The organism is Crossiella cryophila, assembly GCF_014204915.1.
Lineage (GTDB): Bacteria > Actinomycetota > Actinomycetes > Mycobacteriales > Pseudonocardiaceae > Crossiella > Crossiella cryophila.
The window spans coordinates 1-19589 of record NZ_JACHMH010000001.1 but is presented as its reverse complement, the minus strand read 5'-3'; the positions used below and the strand labels follow the sequence as shown (position 1 = coordinate 19589).

General features: G+C 72.3%; 19 protein-coding genes. 11 read left to right on the top strand and 8 right to left on the bottom strand.

Annotated elements, in window-relative coordinates; translation table 11 throughout:
• Positions 1 to 32: 32 nt before the first annotated feature.
• Positions 33 to 563: a hypothetical protein gene (locus HNR67_RS00095; protein ID WP_184999961.1), complete on the bottom strand. Its 531-nt coding sequence runs from the start codon at positions 561 to 563 to the stop codon at positions 33 to 35.
• A 182-nt stretch (positions 564 to 745) separates the two neighbouring features.
• Between HNR67_RS00095 and HNR67_RS00090 the strand changes: the two genes are divergently transcribed.
• Positions 746 to 1309: a hypothetical protein gene (locus tag HNR67_RS00090; protein WP_184999960.1), complete on the top strand. Its 564-nt coding sequence runs from the start codon at positions 746 to 748 to the stop codon at positions 1307 to 1309.
• Between the two features lie 8 nt (positions 1310 to 1317).
• Here the strand turns inward: HNR67_RS00090 and HNR67_RS00085 are convergent, their stop codons facing one another.
• Positions 1318 to 1689, bottom strand: coding sequence for a DoxX family protein (locus tag HNR67_RS00085; protein WP_184999959.1), 372 nt, complete (start codon positions 1687 to 1689; stop codon positions 1318 to 1320).
• A 62-nt stretch (positions 1690 to 1751) separates the two neighbouring features.
• Between HNR67_RS00085 and HNR67_RS44000 the strand changes: the two genes are divergently transcribed.
• Both HNR67_RS44000 and HNR67_RS00075 read left to right on the top strand, forming a co-directional pair.
• Positions 1752 to 2543, top strand: coding sequence for a zinc-binding metallopeptidase family protein (locus HNR67_RS44000; RefSeq protein WP_184999958.1), 792 nt, complete (start codon positions 1752 to 1754; stop codon positions 2541 to 2543).
• Positions 2540 to 3607: a potassium channel family protein gene (locus tag HNR67_RS00075; RefSeq protein ID WP_184999957.1), complete on the top strand. Its 1068-nt coding sequence runs from the start codon at positions 2540 to 2542 to the stop codon at positions 3605 to 3607. The genes HNR67_RS44000 and HNR67_RS00075 overlap by 4 nt, the downstream gene beginning before the upstream one ends.
• 10 nt (positions 3608 to 3617) lie before the next feature.
• On the opposite strand, the gene HNR67_RS00070 is transcribed toward HNR67_RS00075, so the two are convergent.
• Positions 3618 to 4961 carry a HAMP domain-containing sensor histidine kinase gene (locus HNR67_RS00070; protein WP_312986167.1) on the bottom strand — a complete coding sequence of 448 codons (1344 nt, stop codon included), beginning with the start codon at positions 4959 to 4961 and terminating at the stop codon, positions 3618 to 3620.
• Positions 4958 to 5644 (bottom strand): response regulator transcription factor, encoded by a 687-nt coding sequence (locus HNR67_RS00065; protein ID WP_184999956.1) that lies wholly within the window; start codon positions 5642 to 5644, stop codon positions 4958 to 4960. The genes HNR67_RS00070 and HNR67_RS00065 overlap by 4 nt, the downstream gene beginning before the upstream one ends.
• Before the next feature lie 129 nt (positions 5645 to 5773).
• On the opposite strand from HNR67_RS00065, the gene HNR67_RS00060 reads away from it, so the two are divergent.
• Together HNR67_RS00060 and HNR67_RS00055 are read left to right on the top strand one after the other, a co-directional pair.
• Positions 5774 to 6463, top strand: a complete 690-nt coding sequence (locus tag HNR67_RS00060; RefSeq protein ID WP_184999955.1) for a DUF5666 domain-containing protein — start codon at positions 5774 to 5776, stop codon at positions 6461 to 6463.
• Between the two features lie 46 nt (positions 6464 to 6509).
• Positions 6510 to 6983 (top strand): hypothetical protein, encoded by a 474-nt coding sequence (locus HNR67_RS00055; RefSeq protein WP_184999954.1) that lies wholly within the window; start codon positions 6510 to 6512, stop codon positions 6981 to 6983.
• Positions 6984 to 6992: 9 nt separating this feature from the next.
• Here HNR67_RS00055 and HNR67_RS00050 read toward each other — a convergent pair whose 3' ends face one another.
• Complete coding sequence (locus HNR67_RS00050) at positions 6993 to 7940, bottom strand: PI-PLC domain-containing protein (RefSeq protein WP_184999953.1); 948 nt, start codon at positions 7938 to 7940, stop codon at positions 6993 to 6995.
• Between the two features lie 266 nt (positions 7941 to 8206).
• On the opposite strand from HNR67_RS00050, the gene HNR67_RS00045 reads away from it, so the two are divergent.
• Positions 8207 to 8950, top strand: a complete 744-nt coding sequence (locus HNR67_RS00045) for an ESX secretion-associated protein EspG (protein ID WP_184999952.1) — start codon at positions 8207 to 8209, stop codon at positions 8948 to 8950.
• A 2-nt stretch (positions 8951 to 8952) separates the two neighbouring features.
• Here HNR67_RS00045 and HNR67_RS00040 read toward each other — a convergent pair whose 3' ends face one another.
• From HNR67_RS00040 to HNR67_RS00030, 3 genes are read right to left on the bottom strand one after another with little or no spacing between them, the layout of a single operon-like run.
• Positions 8953 to 9828, bottom strand: coding sequence for a methyltransferase domain-containing protein (locus HNR67_RS00040; protein ID WP_184999951.1), 876 nt, complete (start codon positions 9826 to 9828; stop codon positions 8953 to 8955).
• A complete protein-coding gene (locus HNR67_RS00035) occupies positions 9828 to 11252 on the bottom strand; it encodes a neutral zinc metallopeptidase (RefSeq protein ID WP_184999950.1) in 1425 nt (474 codons plus the stop codon). Before HNR67_RS00035 ends, HNR67_RS00040 begins: the two co-directional genes overlap by 1 nt.
• A 14-nt stretch (positions 11253 to 11266) precedes the next feature.
• Positions 11267 to 12313, bottom strand: coding sequence for a neutral zinc metallopeptidase (locus tag HNR67_RS00030; protein ID WP_184999949.1), 1047 nt, complete (start codon positions 12311 to 12313; stop codon positions 11267 to 11269).
• Positions 12314 to 12382: 69 nt separating this feature from the next.
• Here HNR67_RS00030 and HNR67_RS00025 point away from each other — a divergent pair, with 69 nt between their 5' ends.
• The 5 genes from HNR67_RS00025 to HNR67_RS43995 form a co-directional block, all read left to right on the top strand.
• On the top strand, positions 12383 to 14083 hold the full coding sequence (locus HNR67_RS00025; RefSeq protein WP_184999948.1) for a DUF2207 domain-containing protein: 1701 nt from the start codon (positions 12383 to 12385) through the stop codon (positions 14081 to 14083).
• Between the two features lie 18 nt (positions 14084 to 14101).
• Positions 14102 to 15385 carry a M16 family metallopeptidase gene (locus tag HNR67_RS00020; RefSeq protein WP_184999947.1) on the top strand — a complete coding sequence of 428 codons (1284 nt, stop codon included), beginning with the start codon at positions 14102 to 14104 and terminating at the stop codon, positions 15383 to 15385.
• Positions 15382 to 16764 (top strand): M16 family metallopeptidase, encoded by a 1383-nt coding sequence (locus HNR67_RS00015; protein WP_312986166.1) that lies wholly within the window; start codon positions 15382 to 15384, stop codon positions 16762 to 16764. The genes HNR67_RS00020 and HNR67_RS00015 overlap by 4 nt, the downstream gene beginning before the upstream one ends.
• A complete protein-coding gene (nudC, locus tag HNR67_RS00010; RefSeq protein WP_312986165.1) occupies positions 16761 to 17669 on the top strand; it encodes an NAD(+) diphosphatase in 909 nt (302 codons plus the stop codon). The genes HNR67_RS00015 and nudC overlap by 4 nt, the downstream gene beginning before the upstream one ends.
• Positions 17670 to 17673: 4 nt before the next feature.
• A partial coding sequence (locus HNR67_RS43995) for an ATP-dependent helicase (RefSeq protein ID WP_312986164.1) occupies positions 17674 to 19589 on the top strand: 1916 nt, incomplete at its 3' end.

The following is a 19589-nucleotide window of genomic DNA, read 5'->3' as shown; positions in this document are numbered from 1 at the left end:
GGTAGAACGCGCCGCCGGGGAGGGCTCCCGGCTCAGTTTCGGGTGCGCACCGTCTGCGTGGTCAGCTTCAACGCCTGCTCGTAGAGCACTTCCTGCAACCAGCGCCCGAACAGCGAGGGCCCGAACTCCCGGGAGCGGTCCTCCGGTGCGATCAGCACATCCGCGCCGTCGGTGTCCGCGGTGACCACGCCGATCCCGTAGTAGTCCAGCTCGATCAGCGGCCAGGCGTCCGCCGGCTGCGGCGCGGGCAGCACCACCGCGCACGGGGCCAGCGTCATCAGCGTGCCGCAGGAGTTCAGCGCCGACTCCACCGAGGACTCGATCACCAGTACGCCCAGCAGTTCCACCGCGGGCACCGGGATCTGGTCGTGGAAGTCCGGCTCGAACCAGGAGCGGAACCAGGACGGGTCCGGCTCCGGTGGCCAGCCGTTCTCGGTGCGCCACTGGTGCACGTGGTCCAGGACGCGGACCACCGCGGACACCTGCTGGCCGAGCACGGCGACGTCGGGAATGACCACGCCGCGCCAGCCGAGCGCCGTAGCGGCGTGTTGGAGTGGCGGCACCCAGGCATCCTAGGCCGATTGCTCGTTGATCGGTGCGTCGGCCGCCTGGCCGAGTGGAGTTTTCCTCCGTTCTGTCCAGCGGGTTGCCCCATTTGGTGGGTTTTTTCTTATCTCTGCGTCAACTTGTGACCATCCAACCATTCGGCACCGCATGGTTTCGTCCCCTGCGAATTAGGAGACCCATGCGTACACAAATTCTCGGAGGCCTGTTAGCCGTCACCCTGTCGGCCATCGGCCTGGTCACCGCCGCCCCCGCTGCCTCGGCGACCGCCGTCCCGTCCACCGAAACGAGCACGCCGGAGCGTGTTCGACTGGCCGGATTCGACATTCCGGCCCAGCCGCGTGGCGGGGTCAAGATCAGTCACGCCACCGCCACCGCCCGGCTGAGCGCGGCCGGGATCACCTGGGGTTCCAGCGGCAACTGCTCGGACCGGCTCAACCCCAACTGCACCTCGTTCGAGCAGGTCTTCTCCGGCACCATCGACCAGGTCATCACGCTCAAGCGGGCCAGCGGCTGCGCGGTGCACCTGACCGGCGGCACCGAGACCGGCCACGGCGGCGGCACCTACACGCACTGGAACGGCTACAAGGTCGACATCCGCCGGGCGGACTGCGTCGAGAGCTACATCCGGCGCAGCTTCACCCAGCGTCAGCCGACCTTCGGCGTGGAGCAGTGGGTGTCCAACGCGGGCAACATCTACACCCGTGAGGCCAACCCGCCGCACTGGGACGTGCTCTACTTCTGAGGCCTCCGCTACTGACCGGCGTTGCGGCGCACCCGTAGCGCCCACAGCACCAGCGGGATCTGCAGCGGCAGCCTGCCGAAGGCGATCAGCTTCTGCTTGAGTGGCTTGTCCCGCCAGTCCCAGGCCATCTTCACGTTGGCCGGGAACACCGCGATGAACAGCGCCGCGGCGGCCAGCGCGCCCAGCTTCCTGGTCCTGGGCACGGCCACCGCGGCGCCCACCGCCAGCTCGGCCACCCCGGAGAGGTAGGTCCAGGTCCGCGGCCCGCCGGGCAGGGCCTTGGGCACCAGTTCGTCGAAGGGCTTCGGGTGCACGAAGTGCAGCACACCCATCCCGCTGAGGAACCCGGCCAGCACGACCGCGGCCTTGGCACGCTTCATGACGGTGAGCATAGGTCGTGTCGGCGGCGCGCGGTCCGGCCGATGCCATAGCCTGCTTCGCCGTGACCGACGAGCACCATCCGGGCGCGGGTTCCGCCGAAGCACAGGCGGTAGCGGCCCTGGCCGAGACCTACCTGGCGGACCTGCGTGAGTGGACCACCATCCCCGCGATCAGCGCCGATCCCGCACACCGGGCCGACCTGACCCGCTCAGCCGACGCACTGGCCCGCGGCCTTGACCGCGACGGCTGGCCGCGGATCCGCCGCTGGGACCTGCACGGCGTGCCCTCGGTGTACGCCGAGTGGCCGGGTGATCCCGGCGCGCCGACCCTGCTGCTCTACGCCCACCACGACGTGCCGCCGCCTGCCGCGCTGGCCGACTGGCGGTTCCCGCCGTTCGAGCCCACCGTGCGCGCGGGCAGCCTGTACGGACTGGGCGTGCGCGGCGGCCGTGGCCGGATCGCCGCGCTGCGCCTCGGCGTGCGCGCGCACCTGGCCGCCACCGGCGGGCGAGCCCCGATGGCGAGCCTGCGGCTGCTCGCCGACGGCGCCGGCGTGCCCTCGGCGGGGAGCCTGTACGAGCTGCTCGGCGAGCATCCGGCCGAGCTGACCGGCGATCTGCTGCTGTGCTGCGCGGCCGAGGACGTGCGCGTGCGTGCCGTGCCGCTGCTGCGCACCGCGCTGGACATCCGGGAGCTGGCCGGCCCGCCGCCGCTGTCCGCGGCGCCGGGGCCGGGCGCCGACGAGCGCGTTGAGCTGCCCTCGCTGCACGGGTACGCGGAGGCACTCGCCACACTGGTGCGGACCGCCGGCGCCCGTGCGTCCGGCCTGACCGATCGGGGGAGTGCGGCATGATCCGGCGTAGGTGGTCGGTGAGCCAGCTGACCGACCGTCCCGACCACGACCTGGTGGGGGTCATCAAGATCCCCGAGGGTGGCCGGGGCCCGGTCCGCTCGATCGTCACCAGGGTGATCGGCGCGTCGATCGCGCTGGCCGTCACGGTGGTCATCGTGTACCTGGACCGCGAGGGCTACCGGGATGTGGACGAGAACGGGCTGACCCTGCTCGACTCGATCTACTACGCCACGGTGTCCCTGTCCACCACCGGCTACGGCGACATCACCCCGATCTCGCCAACGGCCAGGCTGACCAACATCCTGGTGATCACCCCACTCCGGGTGCTCTTCCTGATCGTGCTGGTCGGTACCACCCTCGAAGTCCTCACCGAACGTTCCCGGCAGGCTTTCAAGATCCAGAAGTGGAGGGCCAACGTGCGTGACCACGTGGTCGTCATCGGCTACGGCACGAAGGGCCGCTCGTCGGTCAGCGCCCTGCTCGGCGACGGCGTCGACCCCGGCAACATCGTCGTGGTCGACACCGACCACGAGTCCCTGGAAGCCGCCACCCAGCAGAAGCTGGTCACCGTGCACGGCTCCGGCACCCGCTCCGACGTGCTGCGCATCGCCGGGGTGCCGCAGGCCAAGGCGGTCGTGGTCGCCACCAACCGCGACGACACCGCGGTACTGGTCACCCTGACCGCCCGCGAACTGGCCCCCACGGCCCAGATCGTCGCCTCCGTCCGGGAGGCGGAGAACGTGCACCTGCTCCGCCAGTCCGGCGCCGACTCGGTGGTGGTCTCCAGTGAGACCGCCGGTCGCCTGCTCGGCATGGCCACCACCACCCCGTCCATCGTGGAGATGTTCGAGGACCTGCTGACCCCGGACGCCGGCCTGGCCATCGCCGAACGCGATGTGGAGCCGAACGAGATCGGCGGCTCGCCCCGGCACATCTCCGACATCGTGCTGGGCGTGGTCCGCGGCGGTCAGCTCTACCGGGTGGACGCGGCCGAGGCGGACGCGATCGAGGCCGGGGACCGGCTGCTCTACGTCAAGAAGGTGACCCCGCCCGAGGGGGAGTGAGCCAGCAGGGTCAGCCGGTGGGCGGGCGGATCGGCAACGTCAGCCGGAACAACGCCCCCGGCTGACCCGGCGGCGGCTCAACGCACTCCAGGTTCCCGCCGTGTGCCCGCGCGATCCCCTGCGCGATCGCCAGCCCCAGCCCGGCCCCGCCCGACCCCTGGTCGCGTGCGGCGTCCAGCCGGACCAGCCGGTCGAAGATCCGCTGCCGGTCGGCCATCGGCACCCCCGGCCCGGCGTCGGCCACCTCCACGAAGGCCCACGGTCCGTACTGGCCCACGTGCACCGACACCACGCCGCCGCGTTCGGAGTAGCGGCGGGCGTTGCCGAGCAGGTTGGCCAGCACCTGGGCCAGCCGGTCCGCGTCGCCGGAGACGGTCACCGCGGTGCCGGCCACCACCACCTGCACGTGGTTGGCCAGCAGCCGGATCCGTTCGGCCTCCGAGCGGGCCAGCGCGAGCAGGTCCACCGGTTCCCAGCGCAGTTCCAGGCCCTCGTCGATCCTGGCGATGGACAGCAGGTCCTCGACCAGCCTGCCCGCTCGCCTGGCCTCGCGGGCCATCAGCACGTTGAGCCGTTCCCGGTCCTCGAAGCTGCTCTCCGGACTGCTCTGCACCACCGCCTCGGCCGCGGCCTGCACCCCGGCGAGGGGGGTGCGCAGTTCGTGCGCGGCGTCGGCCAGGAACCGGCGGACCCGTTCCTCGGACTCCCTGGCCTGGCGTTCGGCGCCTTCCAGCGCGTCCAGCATCTCGTCGAAGGCCGCCGCGGTGCGGCCCATGTCGGTGTTCTTCTTGGTCGGCGCCAGCCTGCCGCCGCGGTGCCCGCCGGCGATGGAGCGGGCCAGGCTGGTCATCCGGTCCAGCGGGCGCAGCGAGAGCCGGATCACCAGTGCCTGCACCAGCGCCGCGGCGCCGAGGGTGCCCACGCCGAGCAGGGCGAGCAGCTGGCGCAGCCTGCGCTGGGCGGCGGAGGTCTCGGTGCGGTCGGCGACCAGGATCAGGTTGCGCTTGCCGGAGAGCTGGCGTTCCACCCGCAGCGGGTCCACCGGCTCGCCCTGGCCGGGGCCGGTGAACTCCTGGCCGTTGGGCAGCACGATGGTGCCGCGGATGCCGTTGCCGGTGGCCTTGTTCGCCAGGTAGTGGTTGTCCCTGCTGTCCCTGGCCGCGCTGACCACCAGGTCCCCGCGGGCCTGCACCCTGTCCTTCAGCTCCCTGGCCGACTGCACGCCGAAGCGCCAGTCCACCAGCACGATGAAGGCGATCACGGCCAGCGCGAACACGCCGAAGGAGGCCCAGGACACCCGCAGGCGCAGTGATCCGGTGCGCAATGGCGGCGGCACGCCGTCGGGCGTGCTCACGGCTCGTTCGCGCGCAGCACGTAGCCCAGCCCGCGCACGGTGTGCAGCAGCCGGGGCCCGTGCGCCTCCAGCTTGCGGCGCAACGCGCTCACGTGCACCTCGACCAGGTTCGCGTCGTAGTCCTCATAACCCCACACCGCGGTGAGGATCTGGGTCTTGCTCACCACCCGCCCGCGCTGGGCGGCCAGGTAGGACAGCAGCCGCAGTTCGGTCGCGGTCAGCTCGATGCTCACCCCGACCCGGGAAACGATTCCGCCGTCCGCGTCGATGACCAGATCGGCGATCTGGGTGGTGGAAGGCACCCGGTTGAGTCGCCGCAGCACCGCACCCACCCGCGCGATCAGCTCGGCCAGCTCGAACGGCTTGACCACGTAGTCGTCCGCGCCACCGCGCAGCCCGCGCACCCGATCATGCACGCCGTCCCGCGCGGTGAGCAGCACCACAGCCGAATCGCACCGGCTGCGCACCACCTCCAGCAGGGCGAACCCGTCCCGGCCGGGCAGCATCACGTCCAGGATCACCAGGTCCGGGCGGAAGGAGTCCAGATCGGTCTCCAGGGTCCGGCCATCCGGCCTGGCCTGCGCCGCGTAGCCGGCGGCGGACAGCGCGGAGGCCACCGCGACCCGGATGGCCTCGGCGTCCTCGACGAGCAGAACTCGTGCAGCGGTGCTCACCGGTCCCATTGTGGGCCCACCAGGCTGAAGCATGGCTGAAGGCACTCGTGCGAAACGGGGTGTTTCAGCTCGGGTTCAGCTTCGCCGAGGAGTGTCGCCGCTGCCCCACCCAGCCACCCAGTCCGTCGTGGAGGAACCGTGAACGAGGAGCCGTTGATCGTGCCCGTCCCGGAACAGCCACCCGTCGAGTCCGCCCCGCCGCGCAGGCGAGGGCTCAGGGCACTCGGCCTGGTCGCGGTGATCGGCGTGGCCGGCGCCGCGGTCGGGGCCGTGCTGCTCGGCGGACTGACCGGGTCGGCCGAGCCGAGGGGCGAGATCGCGCTGGCCGCCGAGCCCGAGGTGCTCCAGGTGGCCGCGCAGGACCGGCAGGCCCGCGGCCCCAAGGAGAACAAGCACCGCCGGGTGCCGGCCGACACCACGCTGCTGCTCGGCACGGTGAAGTCGGTGACGCCGGGCAAGCTCACCGTGACCAGGGACGGCGGCGGCGAGGTCACCGTGGACACCGACGCCCGCACCAGGGTGCGCGGCAACGGCCAGGACGCGCTCACCGGTCTGCAGGCGGGTGACCGGGTCGCGGTCCGGGTGACCAAGGAGAACAAGGCGCTGCGGGTCAGCGCGCCGAAGGCGCACGTCACCGGCACCGTGACCAGGCTGGACGGGGACCGGGCCACCGTGCTCGGCCAGTCGGGGCTGGCCGTGCCGGTGGACCTGTCCGCCATCCAGGACAAGCCCAAGGTCGGCGATCTGGTCTCGGTCCGCGGTGACGCGGCCGACGGCGGCGCGCTGCTCAAGGCCGAGCGGCTGGTCCAGGTCCCGGCCAAGCGGTAGCGCTCCGGTTGACCGGGCCGGGGAGCCGTCTGCCACCATCGACAGAGTGGCTCCCCGACCCGCTCCCGTGCGCTGGGGACTGATCCTGCTCGCGGTCGGGCTGGTCGGTCTCGGCACCGCGCTGGTCGTGTGGCTGCGCCCGGTGCTCGCGGGCAGCCCCACCCAGCTGCAGACCCGCGAGGTCAGCGCGGTGGTGGTCACCTCGACCCCGTGCACCGGCCAGGCCGCCAGGGACGTGGTGGAGATCGAGGTCGAGGGCCAGAAGCGGCAGGCCAAGCTGGACGGCTGCGGCCACCGCCAGGGCGAGACGCTCAAGGTCGCGCTGCCCGTGCCGGTGGCCGCCGGTGACCTGGTCGTGCTGCCGGCGGGTGCCGCGCCCACCGGGCCCGGCCTGGAGGGCAGGCTCAGCTCGGTGCTGCTCGCGCTGGCCTGCGTAGCCGGCGCGCTTTACGGCTTCCTGCTCCGGGTCCGGCTGCCGATGCCGCGCCGGGCCAAAGTCCAGCCGGTGAGCCAGTCCTAGCCTGCCTGGCTAGTAGAAGAGCCGGTCGCCCGCGTTGGCCATCCGGTGCGAGCCGCTGTGCCCGGCCACCCAGTCGCGGACCTGCCGGACGGCGTTGCCGCACTGCCAGGAGTTGTCGTAGTCCTTGGCCCCGGTCTGGGCGCCGTACCCGGCGATGATCCCGTTCACGCCCGCCACGCCCAGCAGCCGGTCGACGTACCAGTTGTCGTGGTAGGTCGTGGTCCAGGAGAACGTGGCCGCGAACCGGCCGGCGTCCCGGTCACCGGCCGCCTTCTTCAGTTCGGCGCAGGTGTTCCAGCTCGCCTCGGTGCAGTTGCCGAACCCGTTGCGGATGTCGGTGTCGCCGTAGTCCAGCACCCGGCGGCCGTTGGGCAGCCCGGAGCCGTGCTTGGCGTAGATGCCGCGGACCTTGTCCAGCGAGCCGGTGGTGGTGATCCCCTCCAGCGTGCTGAGCCGCCCCTGCAGGCTCTGCCAGCCGCGGCCGCCCACGTCCGGATCGCTGGGGTGGTATTCGAGGAAGCCCCAGAGCACCGGGATGCCCGCCCTGGTCAGTCGTTGCGCCATGTCCCGCAACCCGGCCACGCTGCAGCCGCGGTTGGGCTGCTCACCGCAGTAGTTGGGATCCTTGAGGTCCAGCCACACCAGCGCGAGCTTGCGACCCCGGCCGGCCTCCTCCAGGATCCGGGTGATCATGCTGTCCATGCTGGGCCCGTACCGGTTGTTCCCGGCAGTGCTGCAGTCGTGCCAGGCCCGCCACTCGTTCGGGTTCCACCAGGCGCAGGCGTCGATCTCGATCGCGTTCGCGCCGTGGTCCAGCGCCGCGCTCACCCCGCTGAGGGTGTTCACCTGGTGCGCGATGGCGTACACCGGCCGCTGCGCCGCGGCCGCCGCCGGCGATGCCGCCAGCAAACCCGTCCCCACCACACCCGACACCACGGCCAGGACCGCTGCCGCCACCCGTGCCCACCGCGTCCGGCTTCCCGCTGATCGCACTGGAATTCCCCTCCCGTTGTGCTGCGCTGACCACACCAACAGTCCCAGCGCTTCATGATCGGCAACCACTCGCCGGAGATTGTCAATGCCTTGCCGGGCAGCTCCCGTGCACCTTCGGGTCGATCGTCTGACAGGTCAGGTGAGTTCTTAGGGAACCTGGGAGTCCCGTTTTCCGTCCCATCCCCGCACCGTCGCAACAGCGGAGAGGGGCAGCCCATGGGGACGTTGCCGTGACCGCGGGAACCCGCCGCGCCGAACTGAGACTCGACCCGCGCCAGTTCACCCAGAGCTGGCAGCGGCTGGGGCTGGGCGTGCCCCCGGCCGCACTGGCCATCCCGGCAGGCCCGGAACGGCCCGGACCGCCGATGCCGCACGAGGACGACCTGGCCCCGGCCCTGCGCCTGCTGGCCACCGCCCAGCGCGAGGTCACCGTGCTGGTCTCCCGCCAGCCCGAGATCTGGGCGGTCGCGGTGGCCTCCGGCGACGCCGGCCTGCTGGCCACCCGCAGCGCGGGCCTGATCCGGCTACGCCCCGCCTTCGGCACCGCGCTGCCCAGGCTGATCGTCTCGGTCGCCCCCACCCTGCGCGGCGGCCCCGGCCGCTCGGTCAGCCTGCCCAGCGGCGTCTTCGACGAGGCCTGCGGCCGCGCCTACACCGGAGCCGAGGACCTGGCCAGCGCCCTGCGCGCGCGCCGGGTCCGGGCCACCGACGCCGAGGCACTCGGCCACATGCTCACCGGCATCACCGGCGGCGGCCAGTTCGGCGCCGCCATGCGCGACCGCACGGGCCGCAGACACGTGGCCGCCCACACGGTCAGCTTCCTGGACACCGACCGCGGCCGCTACCTGCTGGAACAACGCGGCACCTACGACGGCGCCTCCTGGACAACGGTCGCCCCCGGCAACCCGGCCAGGGTGACCGCCCAGGTCCAGCGAATGCTGGCCGACCTGGCCCGCACGCTGGGGTGGGACTGAGGTCAGCCCGGCAGCTCCCACCAGTGCTCCGCGTCCAGCCGAACAACCTGCCGCCCCCCGGCGATCACCAGCCGATACCGCCCGATATCCGGCCTACCCAACCCCTGCCACCGCGCGTACTCCGCCTCGACCTCGCTCCACAACCGCCGAGGCCCGCCCTCGACCACGGTCCACCCACCGTCCCCGCCGGTGTTCACATTCGCCCACGACCCGTCCGCCCACCGGAAGCCGCTGTAACTCACACCCCCGCTCCACCCCCAGGTCCGATACCCGATCTCGCCCAGGGTGAGCGCGACGTGCAGCCGGAATCCGGCGGACGCGCCGTGGTCGCACTCGGTCGCGCGCACCGCGGTGCGCCGCTCCGGGTGCATCGGCTCCGGCGTCTCGTCCGCGGCGTTGAACGCGGGCTGCAGGTAGACCGGCCATGGGAAACGCCCGGTCCCGTGCTCCGCGTCGGTGACGGTGACGAGCACCGCGATCCCGGTGCCGGACACCGCGAGGATCTTGCCCCCCGGCTCGCACCGCGCGAGCAACTCCACCGGAATCCGCAGCCCGCGCAACGGTGCCGCCACGATGATCCGCTGGTAGGGCGGGCTGATCCGACTCGACGGCCGGTGACCAACCCTGGCCAGCCGATCCCGCACCCGGCGCACCGCCTTGGCATCCGCACCCGTGACGGTGACGTGCTCACTCCCGTACCGCTCGCACACCAGCGCGGCGGTGTAACCCAGGCCGGGCCCGGTCACCAGGACGCGGTGACCGGGCTTTGCCTTGGCAGCGTTGAGCAACCGGGTCAGCTCGTGGCCGGGCATCCGGCAGATCGAGTCGGACTGCTCGTCGCCCGCCGGCACGAACCGGTCCCTGGGCACACTCGCCACTAGCTCACGATGTCCGGCTTGGCGTTCCAGGTGTTGCAGTCGCGGCTGTTGTTGTACTTCGCGCCGTGGGTGGCCCAGGCCTTGTTGTTGCCGGGGGAGCCGTGGTCGCGCGGCCGCTTGTTGTTCGGCCAGTCACCGCGCTCGCCGAGGTCGGCGATCGCCGAGTTGGCCAGGTTCCGGTTCACCGAGGCGCGGCCGGAGGCGGCGGCCAGGAACATGCCGGCGAAGCAGCTCGCCTGGAGTTCCTTGCGGCGGGACAACTCCAGCCCGCGGGCCGAGGTCTGACCGGCGTCGTACATCTGGTCCCAGGCCGCGCCAAGGATGCCGCTCATCGACTGCACGTGGTGGCCGTACTCGTGCGCCAGCACGCCAAGGCTCGGACCGGCCTGCACGTTCTGCCCGTCGTTGCGCTCGACACGCGCGTTCATGTAGATCGTGTGGTTGCGCCCGCAGTAGAACGCGCCGCTGGAGTAACCACCGGAGCTGCACGGGCTGTTGTCCTTGCCCACCACCACTTCCAGCCCCGGCGGGTCATCCGGCAGGTTGGCCGCGCGCATGGCGGGCGCCCACGCCTCGTGCATGCAACGGATCGCCGCGCCGTAGAAGGCACGCAGCGCCTCCGGATTGGACTTGAACGCGGGCAGGTTGCAGTTGGCCGCCGAAACCGGCTTGCCTGCCAGGTGCAGCGGGTTGTCCACCAGCTTGGGCACCGGGCGCGGTTGCGGTGGCGCCGAACTGGTCGCGCTGGTGCTGCGCAGCGTGGTGCTGCGACCGGTGGTGGTGCCGGTCGTGGTCGTGGTGGTGGTCGTGCCGTAGCCGGTGGTGCGGGACACCCCGGTGAAGCTCGGGTAGGTGTAGCCGGGTTCGGCGATCGGGGCCTTGCGCCCGGTGCCGACCACCAGCGCGATCAGCCCCACGCCCACCACCAGCGAACCCACCAGCACCAGTGCGACCACCGGTCCGGCTGACTTGCGGCGCGGCGGCGGGTACCCGATCGGCCAGGCCTGCTGCGGCGGCATCCACGGCGGCGGCGGGCCACCGGGACCACCGTGGCCGGGCGGCCGCGGCGCGCTGTGCGGCGCGGCCATCGGCGGCGGCATCACCGCCCGCGGCGGCGGCGCGAACCCGCCACTGGGCATCGGCGGCGGCATCCCCGGCCGCATCCCGCCGGGCGGACCCGGCGGCATCGGCGGTGGCATCGGCTGCGGACCGCTGGGCATCGGCGGCCGCTGGTACGGGCCCGAGGGCATCGGCGGCGGCTGCACCACACCGGGCGGTGGCATCCGGCGGGTGCCCTGCGGGGCGATCGGCGCGGGCCGCGGTGGTCGGCCGACCGGCGCGGGCGGCGGCCAGCCTGCGCGCGGACCCTGCTGCGGTCCGGCGCCCGGCGGCGGCCACGAGCCGGGAGGAGGCGGCGTGGTCATGCTCGGTGCTCAGCTCATTTCACGTCTGCGGGCTTGGCCGCCCAGGTGTTGCAGTCCTTCGCGTTGTTGGACGTGTAACCCCGCTTGGCCCAGGCTCCCTGGTTCTTGCCGGTGCCGTGACTGGACTGGCTGTCCGGCGAGTCGTCAGCCTGCCGGAAGTCGTTGACCGCCTTGTCGGCCAGCGCCTTGGTCACGGTGCCGCGGCCGACCGTAGCGGCAAGGAACATGCCCGCGAAGCAGTTTGCCTGCATTTCGATGCGGCGGGACAACTCGGCCGAGACCGGCGTGCCCTCCCCGGCCTCCTCCTGCTTCTGCCCGGCCGCGGCCAGCATCCCGCTCAGCGCCTGGATGTGGTGGCCGTACTCGTGCGCCAGCGTGGCCAGGTGCCCGCCGGGGGAGTTGGTGCCGTAGACCCGCAGCAGCCGCTTGGTCGGCATGTAGATCATCGAGTTCCGCGAGCAGTACATGGCCACGAACTGCTCGTCCTTGTCCGCCTTGCCGCAGGCGGTCTCGGTGATGTCGGCCGAGGTGTCCAGCTCCACCTTGTGCGTCGGCAGGTTGGCCGCCTCCAGCAGCGGCGTCCAGGCCCGCTCCAGGCAGTCGATGCCTGCCAGGTAGTAGGTGCGCAGCTGGTCGGTGGCCCGGCCGATCTTGGGCAGATCGCACTGGGCGAAGGCGAGCTTGCCGCCGTCGACCATCAGCGGGTGGTCCTCCAGCTTGCGGGTGGGCCGCGGCCGCAGCGGGGCTGGCGAGGGCTGGGCGGAGTCCGGCGCCGCGGTGGTGCCGGGGCTGCTCGGCGAGGACTGCCCGGCGGCGTCCGGCTCACCGGCGTTGTCCCCGGTGACCTTGGCGTAGACCACCACCGACCCGACCAGCACGACCAGTACCAGCAGGATGGTCAGCGGCGAGTTCTTGCGGCGGCGCGGCGGCTTCGGCGGCTCCGGATCGAGGTAGCCGGAGTAGTCGGCATAGCTCGGATACGGGTCGTGGTACCCGGGGTAGCCCGAGCCCGCGGACCCGCCGTATTCCGGCGGCTGACCCGGCCCTGAAGGCGCCGTCATCGCGTCTCCACCCCTCTTTTCCCACTCGATGGCCCGAAGCATAGGTCGATGCCGCTATTCTCCGCTGCCGTGTTGACGAACTGGGGCGCCGTGCTCTCCGCAGCCGTGCTGGCACCTGTCGCGTTCCTCGCTGTGCCCCCGCCACCGTCGGGCGGAGTCGAGCCCAGCGGCCCCCAGGGGCTGCCCGGCACGATCGCCGCCGACGTCTCGCTCCGGCTGGAGCGCGACGGCAAGCTCAGTGTGACCGAGCAGGTCGCCGTGCCGGAAGGACAGACGGTCACCCGGACCGTGCCACTGCGCATCGCCGCAGGTGACGACGTGGAACGGGTCTTCACCGTGAGCAAGGCGGCGGTGGAGGGCAAGGGCAGCGTCGAGCAGAACGCCGAGGAGCTGACGCTCCGGCTCAACGCGGGCCAGAGCAAGATCACCTACACCGTCGAGGGCGCGGTCAGCGAGTCCGGCGACGCCCAGGACGTGCGCTGGCAGGTCTCCGGCGGCTGGAGCGCGGACCTGGACTCGGTCTCGGTCAGCTTCGTCTCGCCCAAGCCGCCCACCTCGGTCACCTGCCTGGCCGGCATGCCCGGCTCGGCCACCCTGTGCACCAACGCCCAGGTGGTCGCCGGTGAGGCCGCCTCGGCCCGCAACATCGGACTCAAGCAGGGCGAACGGGTCGACCTGGCGGTCGGCCTCGAGCCGGGCACCGTGCCGGCCAACGCCCGCTTCGACCAGGGCTCCACCCTGGCCAGGGCGTTCGCGCTCACCCCGCTCACCCTGGGCGGACTCGGCGGCCTGGCACTGCTGCTGCTCGGCGGCGTGGCCCTGCTCTGGTTCGCCCGCGGCCGCGACGCCAAGGCGCTGGCCAGCGATGTCGGCCCGGTGCAGGTGCTGGTCGCGGACGAGGAGCAGCGGGTCAGCTTCGCCTCCCCGGACGGCGTGCTGCCCGGCCAGGTCGGCACCGTGGTGGACGAGCACGTGGACGTGGTCGACGTCTCGGCCACCGTGGTCGACCTCGCGGTGCGCAACTACCTGTGGATCGAGGAGATCCACGGCGGCAGCGGCGTGGCCAACTGGCGGATCGTGCGCCGCAACCCGCCGGATGACTACCTCACCGACTACGAGCGCGCCGTCTACGACACCCTGTTCACCGGCGACCGCGAGCAGGTGCTGCTCTCCCAGCTGCGCGGTGGCGGCGGCCTTGACCTGACCGGCGTGCGCGACGCGCTCTACACCGACGTGGTCGAGCGGCAGTGGTTCACCAGCCGCCCGGACACCGAGCGCACCCGCTGGTGGTGGATCGGCCTCGGCCTGACCGGCCTCGGCATCGTGGCCACCCTGGTGATGGCCTTCACCACCACCTACGCCGTGCTCGGCCTCGCGGTGATCGTGGCCGGGGTCGCGCTGACCGTCGGCGCCCGCTCCATGCCCGCCCGCACCCGCCGGGGCAGCGCGCTGCTGGCCCAGGTCCGCGGCCTGCGCGGCTACCTGCACACGGTCCAGGTGGACGACATCCCGCCCGCCGACCGCGAGATGGTCTTCTCCCGCTCGCTGCCGTACGCGGTGGTGCTCGGCGAGACCGACCGCTGGCTGCGCGCCTTCGCCACCCTGGACTCCGACGCGGACGGCACGCCCGGCCTGTACTGGTACGGGGAATCGGCCCAGGGCGAGGAGTCCACGCCCGACCTCCGCCGGTTCGCGGCGCACTTCCCGCTGTTCCTGGCCGCGGTGGACGGGGTGCTCGCCGAGGCCGGGCACCTGCGCGCACTTCGGTAGGGCCCGTAGTCTTACGTCATGTCAGATCCCCAGCTGCACCGGGTGACTCTCGCCAACGGACTGCGCGTCCTGCTCGCGCCCGATCGCACGGCTCCCGTGGTGTGTGTCAGCGTGCACTATGACGTGGGCTTCCGGTCGGAACCCGAGGGCCGCACCGGTTTCGCGCACCTGTTCGAGCACCTGATGTTCCAGGGCAGCGAGAGCCTGGAGAAACTCGCCCATTTCCGGCACGTCCAGGGCTCCGGCGGGGTGTTCAACGGTTCGACACATCCGGACTACACCGACTACTTCCAGGTGGCGCCCTCCGCGGCGCTGGAGCGGATGCTCTTCCTGGAAGCCGACCGGATGCGCGCGCCCAAGCTGACCGAGGAGAACCTGCGCAACCAGGTCGACGTGGTCAAGGAGGAGATCCGGCTCAACGTGCTGAACCGGCCCTACGGCGGGTTCCCGTGGATCACCCTGCCGCCGGTGCTGTACTCCACCTTCGCCAACGCGCACAACGGTTACGGTGACTTCTCCGACCTGGAGCAGGCCAGCCTGCAGGACTGCGCGACCTTCTTCGACACCTTCTACGCCCCTGGCAACGCGGTGCTCACCGTCGCCGGTGACTTCACCGTGAACGAGGCGATCGACCTGGTGCAGAAGCACTTCGGCGACGTGCCCGCCCGCCCGGTGCCGGTGCGGCCCTCCTTCGCCGAGCCGTTCCCGCAGGGCGAGCTGCGCGGGGAGTACACCGACGCGCACGCCACCCTGCCCGGGGTCGCGGTCGGCTACCGGCTGCCCGACCCGGCAGGCGATCTGGACTCCTACCTCAACTACGTGGTGCTCACCGCGCTGCTCACCGACGGGGACTCCTCCCGGTTGCAACGCCGGATGACCCAGGACGAGGAGCTGGTGGTCGAGGTCGGCGCCCGCTGCGGCCTGCTGGGCAGCGCGCTGGACGCGCGGGACCCCGACACGCTGACGGTGACCGCCATCCATCCGTCCACTGTGGACGTGTCAAGGGTGATCGGCGCGCTGGACGAGGAACTGCACCGGCTGGCCTCCGACGGTCCGGACACCGACGAGCTGGCTCGGGTGGAGGCCCGCTGGGCCGCCGCGCTGTACTCCGAGCACGACCGGCTGATGTCGCGCACGCTCGCCCTCGGCGCGGCCGAACTGCTCTTCGGGCGGGCCGAGCTGATCAGCGAACTGCCGCGGCGGATCGCCGGGGTCAGCGAGGAGGACGTGGTGACCGCGGCCAAGGCGCTGCGCCCCGACTCCCGCGCCGTGCTCGTGCTCAACGCCGGAGGAGACCAGTGACCGAGTCCACTGTGGAACGTCGCTTCCGCACCGCAGAAGAAATCGGTCGCACTGAAGCGGGTCCGCGCCCGCTGCCGCCGCTCGGCGAGCAGAACGTGGCCACCGAGGTGTCCATTGTGGACACCACGCTGGACAACGGACTGCGGGTGGTGGCCGCCCAGCGCGCCACCGTGCCACTGGTCGGCATGCGGTTGTTCGTGCCCTTCGCCGGCACCGATCCCCAGCACCCGGCCATCGCCGAGCTGCTGGCCGCCACCGTGACCACCGGCACCGGCAGGCGCGACCGGCTGCAGATCGCCGACGAGCTGGCCCTGGTCGGCTCCTCGATCAGCGCCACGGTCGACCCGGAACGGCTCTCCTTCAGCGGCGAGGGCCTGGCCAGCGGCCTCGACGTGCAGCTGGACGTGCTCGGCGACCTGCTCACCGGCGCCAGCTACCCCGAGGACGAGCTGCTCCGCGAACGCGAGCGGCTGGTCAACGCGATCGCGCTGGCCCGCAGCGAACCGGGCACCATCGCCCGTGAGGCCCTGCAGAAGCACCGCTACGGCGACCACCCGTTCGTCAAGGAGGTGCCGCTGCACTCCGACGTCGCGGAGGTCACCGCCGAACAGGTCCGCGCGCTGCACAAGAACAACCTGCTGCCGCGCGGCTCGATCCTGGTGCTGGTCGGCGACGTCGACCCGGACAAGATGATCGAGGTCGTGGCGGACAAGCTCGGCGGCTGGCAGGGCGAGGGCAGCGCGACCCCGCTGCCCGCGCTGCCCGAGCTGGCCGGCGGCGACCTGAAGCTGGTGCACCGGCCCGGCGCCGTGCAGTCCCAGTTCCGGCTCTCCACCCAGGCCGTGCCGCGCAACCACCCCAAGTACGCCGCGCTGCAGCTGGCGAACCTGGTCTACTGCGGGTACTTCTCCTCCCGCCTGGTGGAGAACATCCGCGAGGACAAGGGCTTCACCTACTCGGCCCGCTCGGCCTTCGAGTACACCCCCGGCAACGCCACCCTGTTGCTGGACGCGGACACCGCCAGCGATGTCAGCGCGGCCGCGCTGCTGGAGATCCGCTACGAGCTGGGCCGGATGGTGGTCTCGCCGCCGACCCAGGCCGAGGTGGACTCCGCCCGCAACTACCTGATCGGCATGCAGCTCATCGCCGAGGCGTCCCAGGCGGGGCTGGCGAACACGCTGCTGTCGCTGACCGCCTTCGGGTTGGACTTCGCCTGGCTGCGCGCGCATCAGCGCAGGCTGGCGGAGGTCAGTGTGGCCGAGGTGGCCGAGGCGGCCCGCGAGTTCTTCGCGCCGGATGCCTGGACCGGGGTCGTGGTCGGCGACGCGGAGGCGCTGGCCGGAACAATGGGCGCCCTTGGCGGGGTTCTTCTTCCGTGACCCAGGAATTCCAGCTCGACCGACTGCCCGCACTGTCCAGGTCCACGGTGGACCGCGACGATCTGCTGCGGGACGACGCGGCCCGCCTCGCCGAACTCTGGCGCACGGCGGAGCTGCTCGTTGTCGACAACCGGGGCCGGGTCGAGCTGCGCGAGGGCGGTGCGGGACTGCGGTTGCGCGCCGCCGTCGAGCACTCGCCCGAACCCGGTGACACCGCGGTGCTGCTCGGCACCCAGGACGGCCGCTCGTACTGGGCCGTGCCTGCCGAGCAGGAGCTGGAACACGAGGACTGGCAGGACCTCCGGATGACCGGCGCCCTGCTCGATGACACCGACGCGGGTCTGCTGACCACCGCGGTCGGCTTGCTGACCTGGCACCGGCACTCCGGTTTCTGCGCGCGTTGCGGCGCGTCCACCAAGCCCGAACGGGCCGGGTGGGCGCGCCGCTGCACCGGGTGCGGGCGCGAGGAGTACCCGCGCACCGACCCGGCGGTGATCTGCCTGGTGCACGACGGCGCGGACCAGGTCATCCTGGCCCGCCAGCCGATCTGGCCGCCGGAGCGCTACTCGGTGCTGGCCGGTTTCGTCGAAACCGGCGAGTCCCTCGAAGCCTGCGTGGTGCGCGAGGTCGCCGAGGAGGTCGGCGTCAAGGTCCGCGAGGTGCGCTACCTGGGCAGCCAGCCCTGGCCGTTCCCGCGTTCGCTGATGGTCGGCTTCGCCGCACTGGCCGACCCGGGCGCCACCCTGACCCCGGCCGAGGGCGAGATCGAGGAAGCCAACTGGGTGCACCGGGACCAGGTGCGGGCCGCGATCGCCGCCGGCGGCGAGATCCCGGGCCTGCGCCTGCCGCCGGAGACCTCCATCGCGCGCCGCATGCTCGAGGGTTGGGCGGCAATGCGAGGATGACCCGGTGGGTGACGCCGAGACGCTTCTTGCGGGACTGGATCCGGAACAGCGCGCGGCGGTAGAGGCTCCACGGGGCCCGGTCTGCGTGCTGGCCGGGGCGGGCACCGGCAAGACCCGCACCATCACCCACCGCATCGCCTACCTGGTGCACCGCGGCCTGGTCGCCCCCGGCCAGGTCCTCGCGGTCAGCTTCACCAGCCGCGCCGCCGGCGAGATGCGCACCCGCCTGCGTGACCTGGGCGTGCACCAGGCCCAGGCCCGCACCTTCCACGCCGCCACCATGAAGCAGCTGCGCTACTTCTGGCCGCGAGTCGTAGGCGGCGACCCCTGGCAACTCATCGACGGCAAGATGCGCGCCATCGCCCAGGCCGCCCGCCGCGTCGGCATGTCCACCGAAACCGAGATGCTGCGTGACCTGGCAGGCGAGATCGACTGGGCGAAGTCCTCACTCGTCGCCCCCGTCGACTACGCCATGGCCGCCGCCAAGGCCACCCGCGACCTGCCAGCCTCCGCGGAGCAGATCGTCGCGGTCTACGAGTGCTACGAGAAGCTCAAATCCGGCGCCCGCATGCTCGACTTCAACGACTACCTGCTGCACACCGCCGCGGTCTTCGACGAACACCCCGAGGTGTCCACCGAGTTCCGCGACCGCTACCGCTGCTTCGTGGTCGACGAGTACCAGGACGTAACCCCCCTCCAGCAACGAGTCCTCGATGCCTGGCTCGGCGGCCGAGACGACCTCACCGTCGTCGGCGACGCCAACCAGACCATCTACTCCTTCGCCGGCGCCGCCCCCCACTGGCTGCTGAACTTCCCCCGCCGCTACCCCGAAGCCACCATCGTCCGCCTGGAACGCGACTACCGGTCGACCCCCGAGGTCGTCTCCCTGGCCAACCAGGTGATCAGCGGCGCCAGGGACCGCCCAAGCGGCTCCCGCCTCAAACTCATCGGCCAGCGCCCCAAGGGCCCCCGCCCGCACTTCGCCGAGTTCGACGACGAACCGGCCGAGGCCCACGCGGTGGCCCGCCGAATCGGCAAACTGCTCAAGTCGGGCGTTCCGGCCCACGAGATCGCGGTGCTGTTCCGCGTCAACGGCCAGTCCGAGGTCTACGAACAGGCCCTCACCGAGGCCGACATCCCGTACCTGGTCCGCGGCGGCGAGCGCTTCTTCAACCGCCCCGAGGTCCGCCAGGCCATGCAACTAATCCGCACCGCGGCCCTGACCCGCCCCCGCGCCGAACCCCGCCCGGCTGACGTCGCCGCCGAGCCCCACTCCGCCGACCGGGCTCACCTGGCCGCCGAGCCCCGCTCCGCCGAACTGGGCCACCCGGCCGCCGAGCCCCGCCTCGCCGACCCAGCCCGCCCTCTCGCCGAGCCCCGCCCGGCCGACCAGCGCAGCTCAGCCGACTCCGCCCATCCCACCGGCGAGCCCCGCCCCGCCAACCTGGCCCACCCGGCAACCGAGTCCCGCCCCGTCGCCGAGCCGCGCCACCCCGCCGACCTCACCGCCGAGCCGTACGCACCCGGCCCCCACTCCGCGACCGCCACCGCCCTGGCCCAGCGAGCCGCCGGTGTCCACTCCCGCGTCGCCGACCCCGAGGCCCCGCCTGCCCCCGCCGATGCCGAGCCCCACCGGCCCGTCCCACCCCGGCCGCGCCCGTTCGACCTGCTCGCCGTGCTCCGCATCGTGCTCGCCCCCCTCGGCCTCACCCCCCAGCCCCCCGCCGGCGGCGCCGCCCGCGAACGCTGGGAATCCCTCTCCGGCCTGCTCGGCGTGGCCGACGAGCTGCTCACCGCCCTGCCAGAAGCCGACCTGCGCCGCTTCTCCGCCGAACTCGACGCCCGCGCCGAGGCCCAGCACCCGCCAACCGTCGCCGGCGTCACCCTCGCCTCCATGCACGCGGCCAAGGGCCTGGAGTG